The sequence below is a fragment of the Nocardia sp. NPDC004168 genome (assembly GCF_040610355.1).
Classification (GTDB): Bacteria; Actinomycetota; Actinomycetes; order Mycobacteriales; family Mycobacteriaceae; genus Nocardia; species Nocardia sichangensis.
Map to the genome: position 1 here is coordinate 196409 of NZ_JBEXME010000010.1, position 22417 is coordinate 218825.

Sequence of the window (22417 nt, forward strand, 5' to 3'; positions counted from 1 at the left end):
GACAGTCGACGTCACAGCGGCGAACAAGCACACCGTTGCCGATCCCGTCCACGCCACGCCGAGCCGAACAGGCGACACACGCGAGACGGGTCCCGAAAACCTCCCCACCGATCGGGCGTCGGACCGTGTGCGCATAATGAGGATTGCCCGCTCAGGCAGCGCTTTCCACGGTTCACCACCACCTGGCGAACTTCCAGTTATCCTGGATTGGCGCGCATGGTTCAGGTGTTGTCCGCAGTCGGAACTGTCGGTTGAGTGTCGTCCTCACGGATCGGCGAGATGACTATGACGATCTTCGAGCACACGCGAGCCCGCGACCCCAAGCGGTACCTCTGGATTCTCGGCTTGATCGCCCCGGGTTGCGCACTGCTGCCTTCCACGTTGGTGGCACACACCGGACTGGAACTGTTCTGGTGGATCGGCCCGATCATCGTGCTGGTGGTGATCCCGTTGCTGGACTGGTTCATCGGCGACGACGGAAGCAACCCGCGCGACGAAGACTACGAAGCGCTGTCCAACGATCGTTATTACCGGTGGTGCACCTTTCTGTTCCTGCCGATGCAATTCATCGGCCTGCTCATCGCCGGCTATATGTGGGCCAGCCATGAGCTGAGCCTCGCCGACAAGCTCGGCTTGGCAGTCACTCTCGGCTTCGTCTCGGGCATCGGTATCAACGCCGCCCACGAACTCGGCCACCGCGCCGAACATCTCGAACGGTGGCTGGCCAAGATCGCGCTCGCGCAGTCCGGGTACGGACATTTCTTCGTCGAGCACAACCGCGGCCACCACGTCCGCGTCGCCACACCCGAGGACCCGGCCAGCGCCCGCTTCGGCGAATCGCTGTGGCAGTTCCTGCCGCGCACCATGATGGGCGGGTTCCGGTCGGCACTGGCGCTGGAACGCACGCGCCTGGCCCGTAACGGCAAACGTTGGTTCAGTCCCGGTAACCATTTGTTGCAGGCCTGGGCGATGAGCGCGGTGCTGTTCGGCGGCCTGATCGTGACCTTCGGCCCCGTTGTCACGCCGTACCTCGCCATTCAGGCGCTCATCGGCGCGGGCCTGCTGGAAACCGTCAACTACGTCGAACACTACGGACTGCTGCGTACCCGCCGACCCGACGGGCGTTACGCTCGCTGCTCGCCGCGCGACAGCTGGAACAGCGACCGCCTGGTCACCAACATCTTCCTGTTCCACCTCCAGCGCCACAGCGACCACCACGCCAACCCCGGCCGCCGCTATCAGACCCTGCGCAGCTGCGACGTGGCGCCGCAACTGCCCGCCGGCTACGCCACCATGGTCGTGCTCGCCGCGATCCCCCCGTTGTGGCGTGCGGTCATGGACCCCCGCGTCCTCGCCCACTACAACGGCGACATGACGCTCATCAACCTCAAGCTCCGCAGACGCAGGCTACCGCTGCCCATCCGGTACCCGCGCGATGACGTGCGATGGGCCGCGGACCCCGGCACGCACGGCATGAGCCCGTCGACCGGCGACGACGACCTGTTCCCCACGGAGGCGAATCGCTGATGCGGCCGCCGCCCGGCAGGCGAGGGTACGGATTCAGTGCGGCGGGCGCCGAGCGTCGGGTTTGAGACAGGTGAACTGCATGACGTCGGTATGCCCGCGGCGGAAGTACTCGGCGGAACCGGTCAGATACCGCATATAGGCGTTATAGGTGTCCCGCCCGGCGAGCTCGATAGCCCGGTCCCGGTTTTCGTGGAGGGCGTCGGCCCAGCAGTCCAGTGTCGTGGTGTAGTGCGGTCCCAGTGCCTGGATGTCGGCGACGGTGAATCCGGCGTCCTCGGCGTATTCGGTGACCCCTTTGGGATGATGACCGGTCGGCAGCGGAAGCTCGCCGCCGGGGAAGATGGTCTCGCGCAGAAATCGCAAGAACGCGAAGTCGTCGCTGGTGATCTGGGTACCGTGTGCCCGCAGATGTTCGCGGCTGTAGCTGACCACGGTCTGCAACAGCAGCACCCCGTCGGAGGGCATGATCCGGTAGGCGAAATCGAAGAACTCTCCGTAGCGGTCCACCGGCAGGTGTTCCAGCGCTCCGATGCAGACGATCCGGTCGGCGCGCCGGTCGAAGTCCTCCCAGCCCTGCACGCGCACCCCACCGTACGGACGGCCCCGGATCAGCCGGTCGACGAGCATGTCCCGCACGTATCGGTACTGGTTACGGCTGCGGGTCAGCCCGATCGTGTTCACCCCGTAGGTGTCCATGGCGCGCAGCATGGTGGAGCCCCAGCCACAACCGACGTCCAGCAGGGCCATTCCCGGCTGCAGATCGCACTTGGCCAAGGCCAGGTCGATCTTCGCCGTCTGGGCTTTTTCCAGGGTGTCGTCAGGGTGGGACCAGAAAGCACAGCTGTAGGTGCGGGTCGGGTCGAGGAAGAGCCCGAAGAACTCGTCCGGCAACTCCTCGCGGGAGAGCACCTCGTGGTAAAGGGGGGCGTGAACACTCATGATGGCGGATCTTTCGCACGAACCGGCACTGCTGTTCAGCGGAAGCCGCCGGGCGGCTTCCTGCCGGGTACGGACCACGATGTGAACGCACCGACCACGCGCTGCCGACGGGGACGACCACGCTGTTTCCCGTGGCCGGCCTCGGCCGACACATCTTCACGCTACCTCGCTCCACGAGAGCACGTCCTAGAACGGTCCATCTCGGCAAACTCGAGGCCAATCGCGACTCGCCCGACTCCCTGAGGCCGGATCGGGCGGCAAGACAGCGCGCGGGCCTCGGACCGGCAGCCCGATGCGGATGCCGGTGCGTCCGGGCCGCTGCCACCCCGGCCGCAGCTGGGAACATGCCGCGCGAGGTTGTCAGGCCTGCTCGTACTGCGCGCGGGTGTCGTGCTGTTCCACTCGCGACATCGGAAAGATGCCCAGTTGCCGTGCGAGTTCGGTGACCAATGACGCGCCGTGCCCGGCCGCGGCGGCGCCGAAGACGAATCGGTCGGGGCGCAGCACGAGGACGCCGCCGGGGCGCAGTCCGGCCTTGCCGAACCAGCGGGTCAGAGTGCCGGTGTGGTCTTCGATGTCGGTGACGTCGTCGCGGCCGTCGCCCGGTTTGCCCTGCGGGCGTCCACCGAGCGGATACACGGTGACGAAGGCGGCGTCGAGACCACGCAGGAATGCCAATTGCTCCGGCCCGAAGGCCCGGCGCGGATCGGTGCCGTAGCCCAGGACCGCGAATCCGATGCCCAACGCCTCGTCCAAGCGCCGGTGACGTCCGTTGTAGTCGCGGATGTCCGGTTGCGGGGCAAGGGTTCCCTCGATACCACGCAGCACGCGCCGGGGCAGACCGAGATAGGCGCCGCGACGGAAGCGCGGCCGCGGTTTCATTTTCGCGCCGCGGATCCAGCCGCCGAGCCCCGGCACCCGCAGCGCGGTGGTGAGCCCGATGTCCCTGGCCGCCGCGAGCAGCTTGTTGTCGAGCGAGACGATCTGCTTGTTCAATACCGACAGATCGATCATCGCCTTCGCGTGCGGCCTCCGCTCGGACTCGTAGCTGTCCAGGATGTGCAGCGCCGCACCGTGTTCGATGATCGCGGTCAGCTTCCAGGACAGGTTGTCCGCATCGCGCACTCCGGAATTCATGCCTTGACCGATGAACTGCGGGGTCATGTGCGCGGCGTCGCCCGCGACGAGGATCCGCCCGTCGCGCCAGCGATCGGCGACAACCGCGTTGAAGGTGTAGACGAGTTTGCGCAGCACCTCCACTTCGTCCGGGTCGACGAAGCGTGCGATGTAGCGGCGTACGGTCTCCGGGTCCTCCATCTCCTCGTTGGTCTGGGATTCCGACAGCATGAACTCGAACCGGTGATGCCGGTCCGGCTGCGGGCAGGACACGATCGGCAGTTCCGGGTCGCACACGAAGTTGAAATACGGCAGATGCCGGAACGCATCGACACCCTCACGGGCTCTCAGATCGACGACCAGCCACCGTTCCGGAAAACTGGTGCCGGACATCTCGATACCGAGCTTGGTGCGCACCACGCTCCGGCCGCCGTCGCAGCCGACCAGGAACTTCGCCCGCACCCGTTCGGCCGTGCGCGGATCGGTGTCCGCCGGACGCTTGCCGTAGCCCGTACCCCGGCATTCGGCGTGCTCGACGTGCACGCCGTCGGCATCCTGGTCGAAGTCGACCGCCTCGCGACCGCGCCGCACCGTGACGTGCGGATAGCGGTCGAGTGCCCGTTCGAGCGTGTTCTCCAGATACGGCTGGTACAGGAAGTTGACCACGGGCCAGCCCAGCGGCCGGTCGGTCTGATGGAACTGCGCCAGCACCGAGCCGTCCCCGCGCACCCACTGCACGGTCGAATCGACGTTCATGTCCGCCGGCAATTCGTCCGCGGCCCCGGCGGTCTGGAAGACCCGCATGCCTTCGTCATCGGTGTACACCGCGCGGGCCATCCCGTAGTACTCCGGCTCCCGTTCCAGCACCAGCACTCGCACCCCTCGCCGTCCCAGCAGGTTGGCCAGGGTCAAACCGGTCGGGCCGAGGCCGACCACCACCACATCGACATCGAAGTCGTTCATCGCGACAGTCCTCCCGTCAGTTCGGCGACAGTGGGTTCCGGAGTCCTGATGGTCCGCAGGGCTTGCCGGAACTGGGCGAACTTGTCCAGCACCGTCTCCCCCACCGTGGTGTGGCCCCAGATGCTGATGCCCTGATAGGTGCTCGGTTCCCAGGTCGATTCCAGTTCCGGGCCGATCACCACCGGATTCCAGCCGACCTCCAGCTCGAAACCGGACGGCGTCACGCAATAGAACGACAATTCGCGATCGTTGGTGTGCTGGCCGACCGACCACGCCATCCGGAAACCCAGATCGGTGACCCGGCCGAACGCGGCCAGCATGTCCTCCAGGCTCGCGGACTGGATATTGATGTGCTGCACCCGAGTTCGCAGCGGATCGATCTTCATCCCGCGCAGGTTCGCGATCGCGATCGAATGGTGACGCTCGTTCACTCGCAAGAACCGGATCTTCATCGTCAAGCCGGAGATGTTCTCGTCGATGTAGTCCGTCAACCGCGCGTCGAACACCGTGTCGTAGTAGCCGCGCATCGACTCCGGTTCACGGGAGACGATCGCCACGTGGCCCATCCCCGCCTCGCCGGTGACCCAGCCGGAACTGAGCATCCGCAAGGGTTCCGGACTGGTCACCGGCGTTGTGAAGATTTCGGTGGCGATGCCCTTGGGGCCGGGGAAGCGCCACAGGCGCTGCACGCCGCGCGCGGCCGCCTGCTCGGCGGTGCCTTCCTCGATCGGCACGCCGCGGTCGCTCACCCGGGCAAGGATGCGGTCGAAGGTCTCGTGGTCGTCCACCTGCCAGCCCAGCGCGGTGACGTCCTCGGCCGTGCCGTGCCGGATGAGGAAGCGGCAGGCGTGGTCGTCCAGACGGAAGCGCAACACGTCGGTGTCCAGTTCGTCGACGTGCATCCCGATGGCCAATCCGCCGAACCGACGCCAGTCGGCCAGTCGCCGCGAATGCACGACGACATAGCCCAGATGCACCGCGCCGAACACCGACCCACCGGTTGCCCGGCCCGTGCGCTCGCTCATCACGCCGCTCCCAGGAACGCGACGGCCAGCGCGTTGAACAGCTCCGCGCGCTCCCACTGCACCCAGTGGCCGGTCTCCGCCGCCAGGTAAAGATCGCAGTTGGGCATCCGCTCGGCGAGCATGCGCCCACCGCCGGGCCGGTTCACCTTGTCCTCGGCGCCCCAGATCACCAGCGTCGGATTGCGCACGCCCGGCAACCGGGCGTCGCGGGTGAAGTCCATCCGCCACAGCGTTCGCAATGCCGACGGTCCCGAGGGACGCCGCAAGGGCGGATCGGCGAGCACGTCGGGATCGAGACTGGCCCGATAACGGTCGTCGATGATCTCCTCGGTGACACCGCCGGCATCGTGAACCAGATACTCGCGGATGAACTCGGCCAGCTTGGCCCGGCTCGGGCCGTCACCGCCGTAATAGGACAGCAGCGACTGCAAGCCTTTGGTCGGCAACGCGCGCGTGGTGCCCACCCCACCGGGGCCCATGAGGATCAGTTTCCGCACCTTCTCGGGTCGGTCCATGGCCAACCGCAACGCCGCCGCTCCCCCGTAGGAGTTGCCGATCAGGTGTGCCGAGTCGATATCGAGGGCGTCGAGCAACCCACCGACCGCCGCGGCCAAGTCGCCGAACGGATCGGACTGGTCGATGCGCTTGGTCGAGCGCCCGTAGCCGGGCATGTCCGGAACGATCACTCGGAAACGCCGGGCCAGCGCCTCGATGTTGCGGGAGTAGTTCGACCTGCCGCTGGCTCCAGGTCCGCCCCCGTGCAAGAGCACCACGGCGGCGCCCGCGCCGGCTTCGCTGTAGAAGATGTCTCGATTGCCGACCCGGATCATCCGCCCGGTCTCGGCGGCACTGCCGGTTGTCATCACTACCTCCCAGATCGTCTATCTGATGTAATCATCAGTTATGTAGAAATAGTCTGTCAAGCAGAAATGATGAAATCATCAGAATTGCTTGCGCAACGCCCCGGGAGTGCGCCAGAGTGAGGGTCCGGACCTCTTCGAGCCCGGTGCGCCCGGAGAAAGGACTGCTGGAACCCCATGAATCGCATCGACGTGCATCAGCACGTGATCCCGCCGGACTATGCCCAAGCGCTGCGGGCGCACGGTGTGACCGCCCCGGGCGGGCGTGCACTGCCCGAGTGGAGTCCCGAGGCGGCGCGTGCGTCGATGGCGCGGGCCGGGATCGCCTCGGCGGTGCTGTCGGTGTCGACGCCCGGCACCACCTTCCTGGCCGAGCCGGCACAGGCGGCCGCACTCGCCCGTTCGGTCAACGACTACACCGCCGCGCTGGCACAGGCCGAACCCGGCCGGTTCGGGTTCTTCGCCACCCTCGCCATGCCCGACGTCACCGCTGCCGCCGACGAGGCTCGACGCGCCCTCGACGACCTGCGCGCCGACGGCGTCGTGCTGCTCGGCAACGCGGCGGGGACCTATCTCGGCGAGGACGGGCAGGACGACCTCTTCCGGGTGCTGGACCGGCGATCAGCCGTCGCGTTCGTCCACCCGGCGGACCTGCCCGCGCCCGCCGTGCCGGGCGTCGCGCCATTCGCCGCGGATTTCCTGCTCGACACCACCCGCGCGGCGTACCTGCTCGTACGCAATGGCATTCGGCGGCGGTATCCCAACATCCGCTTCGTCCTCGCCCACGCAGGCGGGTTCGTCCCCTACGCCGCACACCGCATGGCACTGGCCATCTTCAACGACACCGGGCGCAGCCCGCTGGACATCCTGGACGACTTCGCCGGGTTCTATTTCGATACCGCGTTGTCGGCGAGCGCGGCGGCACTGCCGTCCCTGCTCGCGTTCGCCGAACCCGGGCACGTGCTCTACGGCAGCGACTGGCCCTTCGCGCCCGAACCCGCGGTCCACTATTTCAACGCCGGGCTCGACACTTTTCCCGGATGTGACGACAGCACGCGACGAAACATTCAGCGCGACAATGCCATCGCGCTCTTCCCCCGCTTCGGCGCGACCGCACCGGCGCCGGAGCCACCGCTGCTCGCCAGGGCACGAACGAGCCTTCGGCGCAAACTCTTCCGCAGCGTGGCGCGGGCGATCGCCCGGCGCTGAACCCGGCTTCGGCGCCGGCCGTCGCACCGATCCTTCGGTGTCGGATCATAGGCGCGTGCCGCTCCGGGCGTCGGGTGTCAACCGCGAAGTCGTTCGAACTCCGTCGCACAGTGAGCGGAGAAGACCGTCACCGCGTCGCCGTTGTCGTGGACGAGTTCCCGTAGCCGCTGCTGATTCTCGATGCGGGACTGTCGCCGAGTGTCCACGTACCACTGGAAGATTCGCGCGCCCAACGGCATCGACGGCTTCGCACGCATCTGCCCGTGATAGGTGTATGCGTCACCGGCGTGCAACAGCCAGCCGTTTCCGGTGTCGACCGCGACGCCGACATGACCGCGCGTGTGTCCGGCCAGCGGAACCATGAGGATTTCCGGCGGCAGCCCCCGCAGTTCACGCACCGCCTGGAACCCGAACCAGCGCTCCGCGTCGCTGTCGGTTTCGTCGTACACCGACCACTCGGGTCCGTGCTCGAATTGCACCGGCCGATACCGCAACTTCTCGCGCCTGCCGAAGGGGCCCGCGACGGCATCGAGTTCCGCCCGGTGCACATGCACGGTGGCCTGCGGGAAATCGGCGAGGCCACCGGCGTGATCGAGATCGAGGTGCGTGACGATGACGTCGCGGACGTCGTCGCGGGAGAAGCCCAGCGCCTCGATCTGCCGTGCGATCGGCTGGTCCAGAACCGGATTCGATTGCCGGATGAGTTGACGCCCCACCCAGGCATCCGGCCGCGACAGCGCCTGCTCGCCGTAACCCGTGTCGACCAGGACCAATCCAGCGGAGTGCTCGATCAACAAACAGTGGCAAGCTCCGGCGGCCGTACGCCGAAACCCCGGCCGGCCGTCGAACAAACGGCCTCCGAAGGGACGGGTTCCCCCGGCATCCAAATGATGGACACGCACCAGTCCGCTCCTATCCGCGCCGTCCGACCAGCCACGCTACATGCTGACGCTTCCGGACGCGACAGATACCGGCGAAGCTCGTGATACCAAGTGCGCGAACGTATTCGACCCGGAAGACCATGCGACGGGAGCACGAGAGCACTCCCGCCGCGGACCTCGTCAGGCGATCTTCAAGGTGCCTCCGTCGATGATGTAGTCCGCACCGACGATATTCGCTGCTTTCGGTGACGCGAGGAAGGCGACGAGAGCGGCGACCTCCTCCGGCTCGCTGATCCGGCCGGAGGCGATGCCGAACTGCTCGGGCACGGCCGCGAGCAGTTCCTCCTGCGAAAGCCCCTGGGCAGCAGCGAACTTGGCGCCGACGCCGTCGGGTCCACGCCACAGCGGCGTGCCGACCACGCCGGGAGAGACGGTGTTGACCCGCACTCCGCGCGGCCCGAACTCCTCGCTGAGCCGCTTGGTGAGCGCGGTCAACGCGGCCTTGGCCTCGCTGTAACCGACCGGGCCCGCGGCGGGCAGATGCTTGTTGATCGATGAGATGGTGACGATCGAGCCGCGCCGTTCCAGCAGGCTGGGCAGGGCCGCACGGGTGACCCAGATCGCGCTGAACAGATTCAGGTCGAACAGCTCGCGCCACTGCGCGTCATCGACCTCGAGGAATCCGCCCAACTCCAGGCGCGCGGCGTTCACCGCGCCGACGTTGTTGATCACGATATCGAAGCCGCCCAGTTCTTCGAGGGCGGCATCGATCAACCGAGTCGCGCCCTCGGAAGTGGAGAGGTCGACGGGAACGGCCGCGACACTGGCCTTTTCGAGCTCGGGGGTGATGGTGCGCGCGGCGCCGACCACCCGGACACCTTCGGCGGTCAACGCCTCCGCCACCGCGAGGCCGATGCCGCGACTGGCGCCGGTGACGACGGCGGTCTTGCCGGACAGTTCGAGATCCATGAGGGAACCTTTCTTTCTTGAACTACAGGTCAACAATGTGGGCAGCAAGCGGGCCGACGGTCGGGCATCGGAATTCAGAGGCTGGTCAAAGCGGTATCGATGACGCGATGCAACGTGGGCGCATCGTAGGTCTTGGCCATCACTCGCAGGCCGACGATGGTGTTCATCAAGAATTCGGCCGCCGCCCGAGGGTCGGCCCCGGCGCGCACGTCACCGTCGCGCCGCCCCTGATCGATGCGAGCCTCCAACGCTCCGATCACACGGTCCTGCATGGCGCGGACCGCGCGGGTGATCTCCGGGTCGTGTCCGCCCAGTTCCATGGCGGTGTTCACCGCCAAGCAGCCGCGCCGAACCGGCTGGGCCAGGTCGGAATCCACCAGACCGCACAGGAACGTGGCCAGACAGTCGCGAGTGGAACCCGGGCGGGACAGGATCTCGGCGGCCAGCTCGGCACCGAGCCGGTCGTAGCGATCCAAAGCCTGGTCGAACAACGCGCGTTTGCTACCGAAAGCGTGGTAGAGACTCCCCTTGCCGACCCCGGTGGCCTCGGCCAGCTGCGCGGGCGAGGTGTTGGCGTACCCATGGGTCCAGAACGCCTCCATGGCCCGCTCCACCACCGTGTCCGGATCGAAGTTGCGCGGCCTGCCCATGATTTGAACCGTAATAGTTTTCGACCGGCAGGTCAAGAAAGCGTGTGATTCGGCGCCTCTCCGGCCCGCCTGCCGGGCATCGGCCATGAGATCGGGGCGATCCTAAAGCTTCCGATCGATTCGTCGCGGCTCGATACTTCCGGCATGCATGCGACGACCACCGGCGGCCGGATCAGGCCGCACGGTGGTGCGGGACAGGCGCCGAGTTGAGGCACTCACCGCAATCCTCGGTCACCCGCCCACCGGTCATCCGCGATCGGGCTGCCGCTCTCTGGTGCTGCCTGGGGGCGGGCTTCGCGACGCTGCTCGACTCCGCGGCGGTCGCTTTCACGGCGCCGGACGTGCGGTCGACGCTCGGTCTGGCGAACTCGGACGTGCAGTGGTACCTGGCGTCGTACTCGCTGACCTTCGGCCTCGGGCTCGCCCCCGCCGGGCGGCTCGGCGACGCGTACGGCCGCCGCAACCTGTTCGTCGCCGGACTCGGGCTTTTCCTCGTGGGCGCCGTCGTCTCCGCGTTCGCCCCCGGCGCGTGGCCGCTGATCGCGGGCCGGTTGGTGCAGGGCTTCGGCGCGGGGGTGATCAGCGCGCAGGTGCTCGGCGTCATCCAGGACGTCTTCACCGGAGCCGCCCGCCTGCGCGCTCTCGCTGCGTACACCACCGCGGGCGCGCTGGCCGCGATCGCCGGGCCGGTCCTCGCCGGAACGGCACTCTGGATGCTGCCGCCGGATCTGGGCTGGCGCGCCGTACTGGTGCTGCCCGTGCCGTTCACGCTCGCGACGGTCGCGCTCGGCCTCCGCGGGCTCCCTCGCGACGTCCGTGGGCGCCGCTCGACCGATCTGGACCTCCCAGGGATCGCGGCGCTCGGGCTGCTCGTCGTCATCGTCACGATCCCCGTCATCGATCCAGGTCTCCCCGCCCCAGCGGTCGCCGCCATCGTCGTCGCGAGCGGCCTTCTCGTCATCGGACTGGCCCTCTGGGAGCGCGCATACGCCCGCCGCGGCCGTCTGCCGCTGTTCGCGCCGCCGTTGATGCGTTCCCGGGGCTACGTCACGGGAAATGTGGTGGCGCTGCTGTGGTTCGGATCGATGCTCGCGTTCACCACGGTGAAGACGGTGTACTTCCTCCAGGTCCACAAGATCCCCGCACTGGTGGTCGCGCTGGCACTGATTCCCTCCGCGCTGGCCCGGATCTTCGCGGCGCGTTGGGGGCAACGGCTTTTCGCGGTGCACGGGTCCGTGGTCGTAGCCTACGGGCTCGTCGTCCAAACCGCCTGCATGGCGGCGACCGCCGCCACGACACTGTTCCTGGACGGGTGGATTCTGTTCCTCGTGCTGGCCGCGATCCAAGTCGCCTGCGGTCTCACCAGCGGCGTGGTGGAGCCGCCGCTGCGGGCGGTGACACTGGCGTTCTCACCCTCGTCGTTGCACGGGGTGGCCGCGTCCTTCCTGCAGTTGACGCAGCGGCTGTCGGCCACGTTCTGCATCGCCATGACCACCGGTGTACTACTGGCATTCGGTGGAACCGCGTCGTCGGCGTCACTTGGCTGGGCGGTGCTGCTGTGCTTCGCGGCCTCGGCCCTGGCGACAGTGGCGGCGTTCGCGCCCGACTTCCGCACCGGCGCGAATACGCCGCAGACATCGATGGTTTCGACACACGCGCGATGACTCGCCCGCGCCTCCACGCGGGTCGATGCATCGGAATCGCGGTGAGCGCAACCAGTGTCGGGTGATCGTGCGCCTCGCTAACGTTCTCCCGTCGGACGCTGTTGTGGAGGAGTACGCGGTGACCACTGATTCGATTGTCGACGTCGATACCTCGCTACACCCGCTCGACGACCCGGTGCGGGCGTCGCTGCGTGGCGAACACCGCCGGTTCGCCGGCTGGGTGGGCCGGATCGGCCGCTACGACCCGGAGGTCGCCAGGTTCGTCGGCCACCCGCCGGTGCTGGACGAACGAGACTGGGCCGACCTGGCCACACTTCTCGGGCCGGGCGGCAGCACCGCGTTGCGCGGCTACGGCCACGTGCCGCCCGACGGCTGGACGGTCCTGAACCACATGGACTCGGTACAGATGGACGGCACCGCCCTGCGCGTCGCCCACGACCCGGAACTGGAACGGCTCACCGCGGCGGCCGTGCCCGAGATCCTCGAGCTGATCGCTCGCACCCAACCCGGCCCATTCGCTCCGCGGACCATCGAGATGGGCACCTATCTGGGGCTGCGGGTCGACGGCAGACTGGTGGCGATGGCCGGGGAGCGCATGCACCCGCCGGGCTGGACCGAGATCAGCGCCGTGTGCACCGACGGCGGATTCCGTGGCCGCGGCTTCGCTACGCGCCTGGTCCGCGCGGTCGGCGCGGGCATCCGCGCGCGGGGTGAGACACCGTTTCTGCACGCTTCCGCCGGCAATACATCGGCGATCCATTTGTACGAGACGCTGGGATTCACGCTGCGCAAACGTTCGAAATTGACTGTCGTGCAGGCCCCTGCGCAGTCGTCGCCCACGAGTGTCATGGTTTGACGCACCGCGTCGGGGGGTGATCAGTTCACGCTTTGTTAGAGATGCGTTTACAAATATTCATGTCCGGGCAGAACGTCGCGGAGGCGAATGTCTCGCGGGGCATGACTGTCTCGAATTGCTCGCGCTGCGAAGGACGACAGACCTCGGTATGCTCCCCTCGTTAGTCGAATTACGCTGCGGTCGAACACTTTTGGCGGACCGGTCGGTATGACGGCCGGGTTCGGCCGTGGCACCGAATGCCGGCGGCGTAAGCAGGGGAGTTCAGAAGTGTCGAGGTGGCACCGGGTATACGGATCACCAGGATTCACGATCCGATCGGCAGGCCTGCGACTATTTTCACCCACTGCGTGTCGTCGTTCTCTCGCACACGCTTTCCTTCGGTAGCCGACCCGGCCATTCCGCGCAGGGCCGGATTCGCGTACGCCAGAGAAGTCGTGCGGATTCCGCTCTCGATCGTGCATTTCGTTCCAGGAGCCTGTCTTGACTGATCCCTCGTCTCTTGCGCTGCCCTTCGATCGCCACGGTGCGCGAGGGTGAAGCTGTATTCGAACGAGTTCGCGGCCGACCCGCACGCCGCATACCGGCGGATGCGCAGCGATCACGGCCCGCTCGTCCCGGTCGAAGTAGCGCCGGAGGTGCCCGCGACATTGATCATCGATTACCGCACGGCATTGGACGTGCTCACCGACGCCGTGCATTTCTCGGCCGATCCCAGCGTATGGGAACAGAACGTGCCGGAAGGATGTCCGGTGCCGTGGGCGATGCGCTGGCGGCCGGACGCGTCGCGGACAGCGGGAGAGGAGCATGCTCGCTACCGGAACGCCGTCACCGGCAGCCTCGATCGCATCGACCTGCACACGCTGCGCGACACCGTGGAACGCACCGCGCTGTCGCTGATCAACGGTTTCTGCGTGGCCGGTTCGGCGGATCTGCTCAGCCAGTACGCGATCCCGCTCACCGTCAGGGTGCTGGAAGAGGTATTGGGATTCCCGCCGGAGGTCCGGCAGAACGCCTACACGGCGATGATGAGCCTGCGCGACGCCGCCGACGCGGCCTCGGCGGAGGCGAGCCATCGAACGCTCGCCGCGGCGATGCTCGAGGTGATCTCGGCCAAACGCGCGGCGCCCGCGGCGGATGTGGCGTCCTGGCTGGTACAGCATCCGGCTCGGTTGAGCGAAACCGAACTCGTGCAGCAGATGGCCTCGTTGTACACCACGGGCGCCGAACCGACGTGGAACCTCATCGCGGTCACCGTGCTGTTGCTGGTGACCGATGAACGATTCGGCGGCGAACTGCTCGGCGGAGCGCTGTCCACCCGGGACGCCATCGACGAGGTGCTGTTCACCGATCCTCCCACTGCGAATTCCTGCGTGCGATACCCGAACCAGCCGCAGATCGTCGGGAATGTGTGGCTGCCCCAGCACCAACCGGTGTTGATCGGTTTGGCGGCGTGCAACAACGATCCCGCGGCGGTGGCAGGCGAGCGCCAGGGCAACCGGTCGCACCTGGCCTGGGGCGCCGGGCCACACACCTGTCCTGCCCAGTCGGTCGCCATGGTCATCGTCCAGGAAGCGCTCGACCAACTGCTGGACGCCCTTCCGGAGATCCGGCTGTCGGTCCCCGCCGACGAACTGGAGTGGCTGCCGAGCTCCTTCCACCGCGCACCGGCGGCCGTTCCGGTGACCTTTCCGGCGTCTCCGCCCCTGGCGTTCGTTTGACAGCGATGGGGCGGGTCGCGGTGCGAGGCAACGCACCTCGACTATCCACCGAGCGTCTAAAACAATTAGCCAGTTGTAAAATACTGGCCTAATCTGGGTATGTGGCGACACACCGCACACCTGATCCCGCTCACCGCGTCCGCGACGCCGAACGCACCAAACGCTGCCTGCTCGAGGCGGCTTTGGAGGAGTTCGCCGCCAAGGGCTACGCCGGTGCCCGGGTGGGTGACATCGCCCAGCGGGCCGGTGTCAACAAGCAGTTGATCACCTACTACTTCGGCGGCAAGGAAGGTCTCTACCGGGCGCTCCAGCAGAACTGGCTGGAGCGTGAGGCCGCCTTCAGCGATCCGGCGCTGCCGTTGGCGGAGGTGGTCACGAACTATCTCCGCGATGGTCTGCGCGACCCCCGCGGCATCCGCTTGCTCATGTGGCGGGGATTGTCCGATGCCGCGCCGACCGGTACGCACCCGATCTCCGAGACCGACATCGCCGAGACCAGGCGCCGGCAAGAGCGCGGCGAGGTCGCCGCCGACCTCGACCCGGCCGCGTTCCAGCTCGCGGTGATGGGGATGGTCATCGCCCCACTGCTGCTGCCGGTCCAGGTTCGCGAACTGTTCGGCGTGGAGGCCCGGACCGCCGAATTCGAGCAGCGCTACGGCGAACAGTTGCGCCGCATTCTCGCCCATCTCACCGATTCCCGTTCCGAAGGAGATATTTCATGACCTACCTCGTCACCGGCGTTCGCGGCATCGTCGGCCGGACCGTCGTCGACCAGCTGCGCGCGGCCGGAAAACCGGTGCGCGCGGCCAGCTCTCGTCCCGCCGAGACCACCGTGCCGGACGATGTCGAACTCGTCGGACTCGACCTGACCGACCCGGAATCGGTCACCGCCGCGCTCGCGGGCGTGGACAAGGTCTTCTGCTACGCCGCCGCGGAAGGCATCGGCAACTTCATCGACGCCGCCGAGGCCGCTGGTGTCGCCCACGTCGTGCTGCTGTCGTCCATCGCGGCGGAGAACGACCAGAACCCCATCGGCGCAAGGCATCTCGCGGTCGAGAACCCGCTGCGAGCATCCGGCCTGCCGCTGACCGTCCTGCGGCCGGGAGCCTTCGCCGCCAACGCCCGCACCTGGTTTCCCACCATCAGGGCCGAGCGCGTCGTCCGCGTCCCCTTCCCCGACCTGCACCTGACCCCCATCCATGAGGCCGATATCGCCGACGCGGCCATCGCGGCGCTCGACGACTCCTCCCACGCGGGCAAGACCTACCCGCTCACCGGCCCCGAATCCCTGTCGCACCACCAGCAGGTCGCCGCCATCGCCGCCGCCCTGGGCGAGCCGGTCCAACTGATCGAACTGACCTATGAGGAAGCAGCCGACGTCTACTACCGCCCCGTCCTCGACATGTGGGCGAAGGCCGGCTCGGAACCGAGCCCGGTCGGCCTCACTTCCGAGTCGGTCACCGGCACACCCGCCCGCACCTTCGCCCAATGGGCCGTAGACCACGTGGACGACTACCGCTGACCGCCCACTCCTCCCCGACCGGCGATCCACCCCGGCCAGCCCAACCCTTCAACCCCCTCTGACCAGCCGATTAGCACCCCTCCAGCCTCGTGCGGTAATCTCTTCGAGCGCCCGCACAGCGGACGCAACGGGCTGTGGCGCAGTTTGGTAGCGCACTTGACTGGGGGTCAAGTGGTCGCAGGTTCAAATCCTGTCAGCCCGACACAGGAAACCCCTTCCGACCAGCGTCGGAAGGGGTTTTCTCGTTCATCGGCATGGGGCCGGATTCGACCCGAGCCAGTCAAAATCTCATACTTTCGCCCTCGTCGCCGCGGGCCCAGCGTTCCAGGACGTCCCGATGGACCGGCACCGGCATGCGCCTGCACGACGTGTTCGCCGTGGCGGACCACGATCGCGGCAATCCTAGAATCAATCAACGGATTTCAGGCGCGGAACACTAGCGCTCAACACGTCCCTAGTGTGGGGCGTGTCCGAGTATCGACCTTGCTTTAGGTACAGCACACCGACAACTGGTCGAGGCGCTCACTGATTTTGTCGATCGGTGCCTTCTGCGATCCACGCCGCGATCTGAGCGCGGGAGGTGAATCCGAGCTTGGTGAGGATGTGCTCGACGTGGCCCTGGGCGGTGCGTTGAGAGATCACCAGTTCGGCGGCGATCTGTTGTTGGTGCGGCCTTGGGCGATAAGCTCTGCGACCTGGCGTTCACGTCTGGTCAGTGCCACGCCTGGCCCTGACGCGGACCACCATCCGCTAAACCACGCATTCGGACTTGACCTCTTTCCCGGTGCTGAACGGTCCACCGGAAGCTGGTGCCTGGTGAACGCTGATGCGACCGTTCGTTCCAGGACCGCGCGCGTGGTCGGCCGGCGACCGGTGACACGCTGTCTTGCGGCGGTCACAACTCGGGAAGCCGGAAGACCGGACGTGACTCCGGTCAGGCCGTTACTCGTCGGCCTCGCAGGGGCACGTCCAAGCGGCTGGCCAGTTCGGGGAGGCTGATGCCGTAGGTGTCGCGCACGACGACTGCGTCGGGTTCGATGTCGAAGACCGCGAGGTCGGTGTAAACCCTTGACACGCAGGCGACTCCGGTGAGGGGGTAGGTGCAGGCCGGAACCAGTTTCGGGGTGCCGTCTTTGGTGAACAGCGTCATCATCACGAAGATCTGTTTGGCTCCGATGGCCAGATCCATCGCGCCGCCCACCGCGGGGATGGCGTCGGGTGCGCCGGTGTGCCAGTTCGCCAGGTCACCGGTCGCGGAGACCTGGAAGGCGCCGAGCACGCACACATCCAAATGCCCGCCGCGCATCATGGCGAAGGAGTCGGCGTGGTGGAAGTAGGCGCTTCCGGGGAGCTCGGTGACGGGGATCTTGCCCGCGTTGGTGAGGTCTGGATCGATGTCGTCACCCACCGCTGCGGGGCCCATGTTCAGCATGCCGTTCTCGGTGTGCAGCACCACCCCGGAACTGGCCGAGAGATGATCGGCGACGGTGGTGGGCTGGCCGATGCCGAGGTTGACATACGCGCCGGGCGGGATGTCCTCGGCGATCAGGGCCGCGATCTGATCCTTGCTGAGCGGGCCGGTGTTCATACCGCGACCACCTTGTCGACGTAGATGCTGGGGGTGACGACCGCTTCGGGATCCAGGGCGCCGGTTTCGACGATCTCTTGGACTTGGACGATGGTCGTGGTGGCGGCGGTCGCCATGACCGGGCCGAAGTTGCGGGCGGTCTTGCGGTAGACCAGATTGCCCATTCGATCCGATCGGTAGGCGCCGATGAGGGCGACGTCCCCGCGCAGTGGATACTCCAGAACGTAAGTGCGGCCGTCGATCTCGCGGGTCTCCTTACCTGCGGCGAGTTGGGTGCCGACGCCGGTGGGGCAGAAGAACGCGCCGATCCCCGCGCCCGCCGCGCGGATGCGTTCGGCGAGGTTACCCTGCGGCACGACCTCGAGCTCGATCTGTCCAGCCCGGTAGAGGCGGTCGAAGACCCACGAGTCGGACTGACGGGGGAATGAGCAGATCACCTTGCGCACCCGTTTGGCGGCCAGCAGCGCGGCGAGGCCGGTGTCGCCGTTGCCCGCGTTGTTCGACACCACCGTCAGATCGGTCGCGCCCTGGTCGATGAGTGCTTCGATGAGTTGCACGGGCATCCCCGCCATACCGAAACCACCGACGAGAACGGTGCTGCCGTCGGCGATTCCGGCGACCGCCGCCGCGGTCGTCCCACAGATGTCCACCATCACCACACCCCCCGCACGTTCTCGAGCACGACCGCCAATCCCTGACCGACACCGATGCAGATCGCCGCCACACCCCACCGGCCACCGGACTCGACGAGACGGTGCGCCAAAGTGCCCACGATCCGCGCGCCCGAAGCACCCAGCGGATGCCCGATCGCGATCGCGCCGCCCTTGGCATTGACGATCTCCGGATCGGCCAGTCCCTGCGCGAGCCAGGCATCGACACAAGCCAGCGACTGCACCGCGAAAGCCTCGTTCAGTTCCACCGCCGACACATCAGCCCAGCCGATCCCCGCGCGAGCCAGCGCGCGATTGGCCGCCTCCACCGGTGCGTAACCGAAATCCTGCGGATCCAGCGCATACGTCCCCCGGCCAGCGATCCGAGCCAGCGGATCGATACCCAAACCGGCTGAGTCGCTCGCGAGCAGGACCGCAGCGGCGCCGTCGTTGAGCGGGGAAGCGTTCCCGGCGGTGATCGACCCATCCTCCCGGAACGCCGGTTTCAATCCGGCCAGCTTCTCGGCAGTGGAGCCGGGACGGATGCCCTCGTCGCGGGCCAGGCCACCGACCGCGATCACGAGGTTGTCGTAGAAACCCGCATCCCACGCCGCGTCCGCCAAAAGGTGTGAGCGGGCGGCGAACCCGTCCTGGCGGGCACGGGAGATCCCGAACCGCTGCGCGAGCTGTTCGTTGCACTCACCCAGCGACACCGTCCACTCCGCAGGCATCCTGTCGTTGACCAGCCGCCAGCCCAGCGTGGTCGAGACCGCGGTGACGTTCCCGGCAGGAAAGGCCCGCGAAGGCTTCGGCAGCACCCACGGCGCCCGCGTCATCGACTCCACTCCCCCGGCCACCACCGCCTCCGCGTCACCGGCCTCGATGATCCGCGAGGCACTCATCACCGCATCCAAAGACGAGCCGCACAACCGGTTCACCGTGGTCGCCGGCACCCCGGTCGGCAGCCCGGCCAGCAGCACCGCCATCCGACCGACGTTGCGATTGTCCTCACCGGCCTGATTCGCACACCCCCAGACCACCTCCCCCACCGCATAAGGCGACAGGTGCGGTGCTTTGGCCAGCACACCCGACAGGGCCGCGGCGGCCAAATCATCGGGGCGCTGATCGGCCAGCGCACCCCCGAAACGCCCGAACGGCGTGCGCGCCGCGGCATAGACGAAGGAATCGGTCACGCCTCGACGCTAGACACGCAGATTGATGCAGTCCAATACTCATTTCGGGTGAATTGATAAGTAGCAGCGATAGGATGGCTGTGTGGACTTCGACCTGCGGACCCTGCGCTATTTCCTCGCCCTCGCCGACGAGCGTCATTTCGGCCGAGCCGCAGCTCGCGTCCACATCGCCCAACCCGCCCTGTCCCAACAGATCAAACAACTCGAAACCCAACTCGGAATCCAGCTGTTCGACCGCTCGACCCGCCGCGTCGAGATCACCCCCGCGGGCGAACGCTTCACCGAACACGCCCGGCGGATCGAGGCGGCATGCGCACGCGCCACCGACGACATGGCGGCATTCGCCCGCGGCAGCGCAGGCCGCGTCTCGGTCGGCTTCATCGGCACCGCCACCTACGACGTCCTCCCCCGCCTGACCCGGATGGTCCGCACCGAACTCCCCGACATCGACCTGCGAGTGCGCGGCGAACTGCTGTCCCCGCAACTGCTCGACGGCCTGGCCACCGGCGAATACGACCTGGCACTGGTCCGACCCCAACCGAGCTCCGAACCGGGACCAGCCCGAGGACTCCACCACCTGCTCGCACGGAGCCCCGACGCGCCGAACATCGTGCTCGAAACACTGCGCACCGAACACCTTCTCGCCGTCCTCCCCGTCAACCACCCACTAGCCCACACCGATCCGGTCGATCTCGCCGCCCTGGACGGCGAAACCTTCATCACCCACCCCTCCGGCGACCGATCCACCATGCACCACCTGGTGCTCGACGCATGCGCCCGCGCCGGATTCCGGCCCCCCGTCCTGGAAGTCAGCGAAACCGCCACCCTCGCCGTCTCCGTAGCCGCCGGCCTCGGCGTCGCCCTCGCCCCCGAACCCGTCCGCAGCCTAGGACTGGACGGCGTCACCTACCGACCACTCCGGCAGCCGGAAACGGTCGATCTCATGCTGGCCCACCGAGAATCAAAAAACTCGCCCGGCGTGGCAACTGTCGCGGCGCTGGTCCGAGCCGCAGCGCACGCTACCTAGCAGGCCCACCCCGCTACGGCACTGGTTGGACACCGACGTACCCGTGGCAAAGTGGCCTCGGTAGACAGATTGATCTGGTGAGCGGTGCATCGATCAGTCTCGATCGGATAGGCGCGTCGCGGGCCACTACGCCGAATTTCGGGGATCGGCGCTGACCGCGAAGACTGGGAACCGGTCCTCCCATGGATGGGGCTGGAATCGAACGCGCACGGACCGACCCGGCGACGAGGGGATCTCCCCTTCCAGGGAGGTGTAGACCCACGGGCCCTCGTCGAGCGCCACGATCGCGATCGTCAGTGGCACCAACCTACCTGGCCGATCGGACGAGGCTTGGTCGACAACCCGCCACGACACGACCGAACCCGCACCCGACGACGGCACACGCTCGAGCTCGCCGGATCCACAGGACGAACACCCAGACGTGATCGGCGCGAGCAGCTTGGCGCACCGCACGCAACGGTGAATCATCAACACGTCATCCGCGCACAGCCCGCTGTCGTCGCCGAGGCACTTCGCAGTTTTCTCCAGGTCAGGCGGGTACATACGGGCCTCCACGAGAGGGTGCTGACAGGTTCCGCTCCAGCCTGCGATGGAAAGACGCGCCCGGCGACGGTCGAATGACCCGCGGTATACCTATTTCCCGCCTCAACCGACCGGCGCGGCGGAAAACCCCCTGTCAGCCACAGGGCCTGGACAGGCCACACTGCATTCACGCTCCGCACCAGCCCGCGGCATCTCTGACAACCTCGCTCGCTGTTCGGCACCTGATTCCAGCGCCACAACCTCAGTGCTCGCGCAACCTGCGGGTACCCGCCGACGAATCGGCACACACCCGACATCTGCTGCCAAGGCCACGGACACGTCGCAGGTACTGCAAGCCGGTAAGACTGCCGGACGTTCCCGGTTCGATAGTGATCTCAGCTGTTGTAGGAACAACTCCGGGCGTGGCCGGTCACCCCTTGACCTATTCGAGGAGGCGGCGTCCGGGTGATCTCCGATCGCGGCGCACCGCAACTCGCGATGGTGCGGTGTTCTTCACCGTCCGATCGACCTTCTGCACACCCGTGTGCACGGTTGCCCATCTGGGTCCGTGATGCGACACGGACCGCAGAGGGCCTCCCCCGTCCCCGGCCCGCGGCCGGGGCACGGAAGGCCGCCGACAGCTCAAGGCTCCACGGTCACCTTGATGGCCGCGCCGTTCTTGACGATCGAGAATGCGTCCAGCACGTTTTCGAGGGGGATGCGATGGGTGATGAGGTCTTTCACCGGCACTTGCCCTGAGGAGATGTATTCGAGTGCGCGCTTGTTGTGTTCGGGTGCGGACCCGTTGGCTCCGTGGATGTGCAGTTGGCGCCGCGAGTGCGGCGCGTTCCGCCTCCCCAAAAATACAGCGGTGGCTGAATCCCGCACTGCGACAACATCGCACGGCAATAGACCATGCCGACGTAGCACCGACTCGTTGCAGAGCCCTCAGCCCGGTCGCCGGCCCACGCCACCACACTCAGGTGGCGAATTCATGTCCGCTCCATCGAGCCGGAAGTCGGACACAGAGGGTCAGGTAACCGTCAATAGATATCGCATGTGATATGCATCACATGCAATCAGCAAATTCGCTGGTTGGGCGACGAAGCCATGGCAGACCTGCGGCTTTTGATAGAAAAGTCCCCACTTGCCCTGTGCATAGTTAATCGTCTGTGCTTGAATTGTGACCAAGCCGACATCAAACGTTGGCCACCCGGCACCGCGGTCAGCCCCGTGATGACGGGATGGTAGCCGCGCGAATGCGTGACGCCGGAGAGTTGAGCATCCGACAACAGAAGACCGCTCCATCGGCGAGCCTCAGCGGCTCTCTCCAAGGGTCCGTGCAGCCCTACGCGCTGTCGGAATCCGATCCTTCCGTACAAGAGATCGATGCACAATGTCTGACTGCCGACATCTATACCAGCGCTGCGGCGCGAATCGCGAACGCATCGGCGTCGCCCTCGGCGCCACGGGCATGGTAGCCGTGGCCGCACCTACCGCACATGCAGCCGACCGAGCATGTAGCTATTCAATACGCA

The 22417-nt window shown here is 66.9% G+C and carries 19 protein-coding genes, 1 tRNA gene and 2 pseudogenes; 9 read left to right on the forward strand and 13 right to left on the reverse strand.

Going from position 1 to position 22417, the window contains the following annotated elements:
• The first annotated feature begins 279 nt into the window (after positions 1–279).
• Positions 280–1527, forward strand: a complete 1248-nt coding sequence (locus tag ABZW96_RS20155; protein WP_355076635.1) for an alkane 1-monooxygenase — start codon at positions 280–282, stop codon at positions 1525–1527.
• Between the two features lie 33 nt (positions 1528–1560).
• On the opposite strand, the gene ABZW96_RS20160 is transcribed toward ABZW96_RS20155, so the two are convergent.
• The 4 genes from ABZW96_RS20160 to ABZW96_RS20175 form a co-directional block, all read right to left on the reverse strand.
• Complete coding sequence (locus tag ABZW96_RS20160; RefSeq protein ID WP_355076637.1) at positions 1561–2466, reverse strand: class I SAM-dependent methyltransferase; 906 nt, start codon at positions 2464–2466, stop codon at positions 1561–1563.
• A gap of 360 nt (positions 2467–2826) precedes the next feature.
• The gene (locus tag ABZW96_RS20165) at positions 2827–4545 is read right to left on the reverse strand and encodes a bifunctional 3-(3-hydroxy-phenyl)propionate/3-hydroxycinnamic acid hydroxylase (RefSeq protein ID WP_355076639.1); all 1719 of its coding nucleotides are present in this window, start codon (positions 4543–4545) and stop codon (positions 2827–2829) included.
• The gene (locus ABZW96_RS20170) at positions 4542–5570 is read right to left on the reverse strand and encodes a VOC family protein (RefSeq protein WP_355076641.1); all 1029 of its coding nucleotides are present in this window, start codon (positions 5568–5570) and stop codon (positions 4542–4544) included. The genes ABZW96_RS20165 and ABZW96_RS20170 overlap by 4 nt, the downstream gene beginning before the upstream one ends.
• Complete coding sequence (locus tag ABZW96_RS20175; RefSeq protein ID WP_355076643.1) at positions 5570–6433, reverse strand: alpha/beta fold hydrolase; 864 nt, start codon at positions 6431–6433, stop codon at positions 5570–5572. Before ABZW96_RS20175 ends, ABZW96_RS20170 begins: the two co-directional genes overlap by 1 nt.
• Before the next feature lie 174 nt (positions 6434–6607).
• On the opposite strand from ABZW96_RS20175, the gene ABZW96_RS20180 reads away from it, so the two are divergent.
• The gene (locus tag ABZW96_RS20180) at positions 6608–7639 is read left to right on the forward strand and encodes an amidohydrolase family protein (protein ID WP_355076645.1); all 1032 of its coding nucleotides are present in this window, start codon (positions 6608–6610) and stop codon (positions 7637–7639) included.
• Between the two features lie 77 nt (positions 7640–7716).
• On the opposite strand, the gene ABZW96_RS20185 is transcribed toward ABZW96_RS20180, so the two are convergent.
• The 3 genes from ABZW96_RS20185 to ABZW96_RS20195 all read right to left on the reverse strand — a co-directional run bounded on the left by ABZW96_RS20185 (position 7717) and on the right by ABZW96_RS20195 (position 10139).
• Positions 7717–8541 carry an MBL fold metallo-hydrolase gene (locus ABZW96_RS20185; protein WP_355076647.1) on the reverse strand — a complete coding sequence of 275 codons (825 nt, stop codon included), beginning with the start codon at positions 8539–8541 and terminating at the stop codon, positions 7717–7719.
• A gap of 159 nt (positions 8542–8700) precedes the next feature.
• The gene (locus ABZW96_RS20190) at positions 8701–9489 is read right to left on the reverse strand and encodes an oxidoreductase (protein ID WP_355076649.1); all 789 of its coding nucleotides are present in this window, start codon (positions 9487–9489) and stop codon (positions 8701–8703) included.
• Positions 9490–9563: 74 nt separating this feature from the next.
• The gene (locus tag ABZW96_RS20195) at positions 9564–10139 is read right to left on the reverse strand and encodes a TetR/AcrR family transcriptional regulator (protein WP_355076651.1); all 576 of its coding nucleotides are present in this window, start codon (positions 10137–10139) and stop codon (positions 9564–9566) included.
• A 206-nt stretch (positions 10140–10345) separates the two neighbouring features.
• Here ABZW96_RS20195 and ABZW96_RS20200 point away from each other — a divergent pair, with 206 nt between their 5' ends.
• The 6 genes from ABZW96_RS20200 to ABZW96_RS20225 all read left to right on the forward strand — a co-directional run bounded on the left by ABZW96_RS20200 (position 10346) and on the right by ABZW96_RS20225 (position 16101).
• Entirely contained in the window at positions 10346–11803 is a 1458-nt protein-coding gene (locus ABZW96_RS20200) for an MFS transporter (protein WP_355076652.1), read from the forward strand.
• A gap of 118 nt (positions 11804–11921) precedes the next feature.
• Positions 11922–12659, forward strand: a complete 738-nt coding sequence (locus tag ABZW96_RS20205) for a GNAT family N-acetyltransferase (RefSeq protein WP_355076654.1) — start codon at positions 11922–11924, stop codon at positions 12657–12659.
• Between the two features lie 533 nt (positions 12660–13192).
• The gene (locus ABZW96_RS20210) at positions 13193–14377 is read left to right on the forward strand and encodes a cytochrome P450 (RefSeq protein ID WP_355076656.1); all 1185 of its coding nucleotides are present in this window, start codon (positions 13193–13195) and stop codon (positions 14375–14377) included.
• Positions 14378–14478: 101 nt separating this feature from the next.
• A complete protein-coding gene (locus tag ABZW96_RS20215; RefSeq protein WP_355076658.1) occupies positions 14479–15099 on the forward strand; it encodes a TetR family transcriptional regulator in 621 nt (206 codons plus the stop codon).
• Positions 15096–15899: an NAD(P)H-binding protein gene (locus tag ABZW96_RS20220; RefSeq protein ID WP_355076659.1), complete on the forward strand. Its 804-nt coding sequence runs from the start codon at positions 15096–15098 to the stop codon at positions 15897–15899. The genes ABZW96_RS20215 and ABZW96_RS20220 overlap by 4 nt, the downstream gene beginning before the upstream one ends.
• Positions 15900–16027: 128 nt before the next feature.
• Positions 16028–16101, forward strand: a tRNA-Pro gene (locus ABZW96_RS20225).
• 320 nt (positions 16102–16421) lie between these two features.
• Here the strand turns inward: ABZW96_RS20225 and ABZW96_RS20230 are convergent.
• The 4 genes and pseudogenes from ABZW96_RS20230 to ABZW96_RS20245 form a co-directional block, all read right to left on the reverse strand.
• Positions 16422–16615, reverse strand: a pseudogene (locus ABZW96_RS20230) (helix-turn-helix transcriptional regulator); the annotation flags it as partial.
• A 218-nt stretch (positions 16616–16833) separates the two neighbouring features.
• On the reverse strand, positions 16834–17487 hold the full coding sequence (locus tag ABZW96_RS20235) for a 3-oxoacid CoA-transferase subunit B (protein ID WP_355076661.1): 654 nt from the start codon (positions 17485–17487) through the stop codon (positions 16834–16836).
• Positions 17484–18140 (reverse strand): 3-oxoacid CoA-transferase subunit A, encoded by a 657-nt coding sequence (locus tag ABZW96_RS20240; RefSeq protein ID WP_355076663.1) that lies wholly within the window; start codon positions 18138–18140, stop codon positions 17484–17486. Before ABZW96_RS20240 ends, ABZW96_RS20235 begins: the two co-directional genes overlap by 4 nt.
• Positions 18140–19330: a thiolase family protein gene (locus tag ABZW96_RS20245; RefSeq protein WP_355076665.1), complete on the reverse strand. Its 1191-nt coding sequence runs from the start codon at positions 19328–19330 to the stop codon at positions 18140–18142. Before ABZW96_RS20245 ends, ABZW96_RS20240 begins: the two co-directional genes overlap by 1 nt.
• Positions 19331–19412: 82 nt before the next feature.
• On the opposite strand from ABZW96_RS20245, the gene ABZW96_RS20250 reads away from it, so the two are divergent.
• Complete coding sequence (locus ABZW96_RS20250; protein ID WP_355076667.1) at positions 19413–20357, forward strand: LysR substrate-binding domain-containing protein; 945 nt, start codon at positions 19413–19415, stop codon at positions 20355–20357.
• Positions 20358–20483: 126 nt separating this feature from the next.
• Here ABZW96_RS20250 and ABZW96_RS20255 read toward each other — a convergent pair whose 3' ends face one another.
• Positions 20484–20900 carry an OB-fold domain-containing protein gene (locus ABZW96_RS20255; RefSeq protein WP_355076668.1) on the reverse strand — a complete coding sequence of 139 codons (417 nt, stop codon included), beginning with the start codon at positions 20898–20900 and terminating at the stop codon, positions 20484–20486.
• Between the two features lie 621 nt (positions 20901–21521).
• Positions 21522–21710, reverse strand: a pseudogene (locus ABZW96_RS20260) (alcohol dehydrogenase); the annotation flags it as partial.
• Positions 21711–22417: the final 707 nt, after the last annotated feature.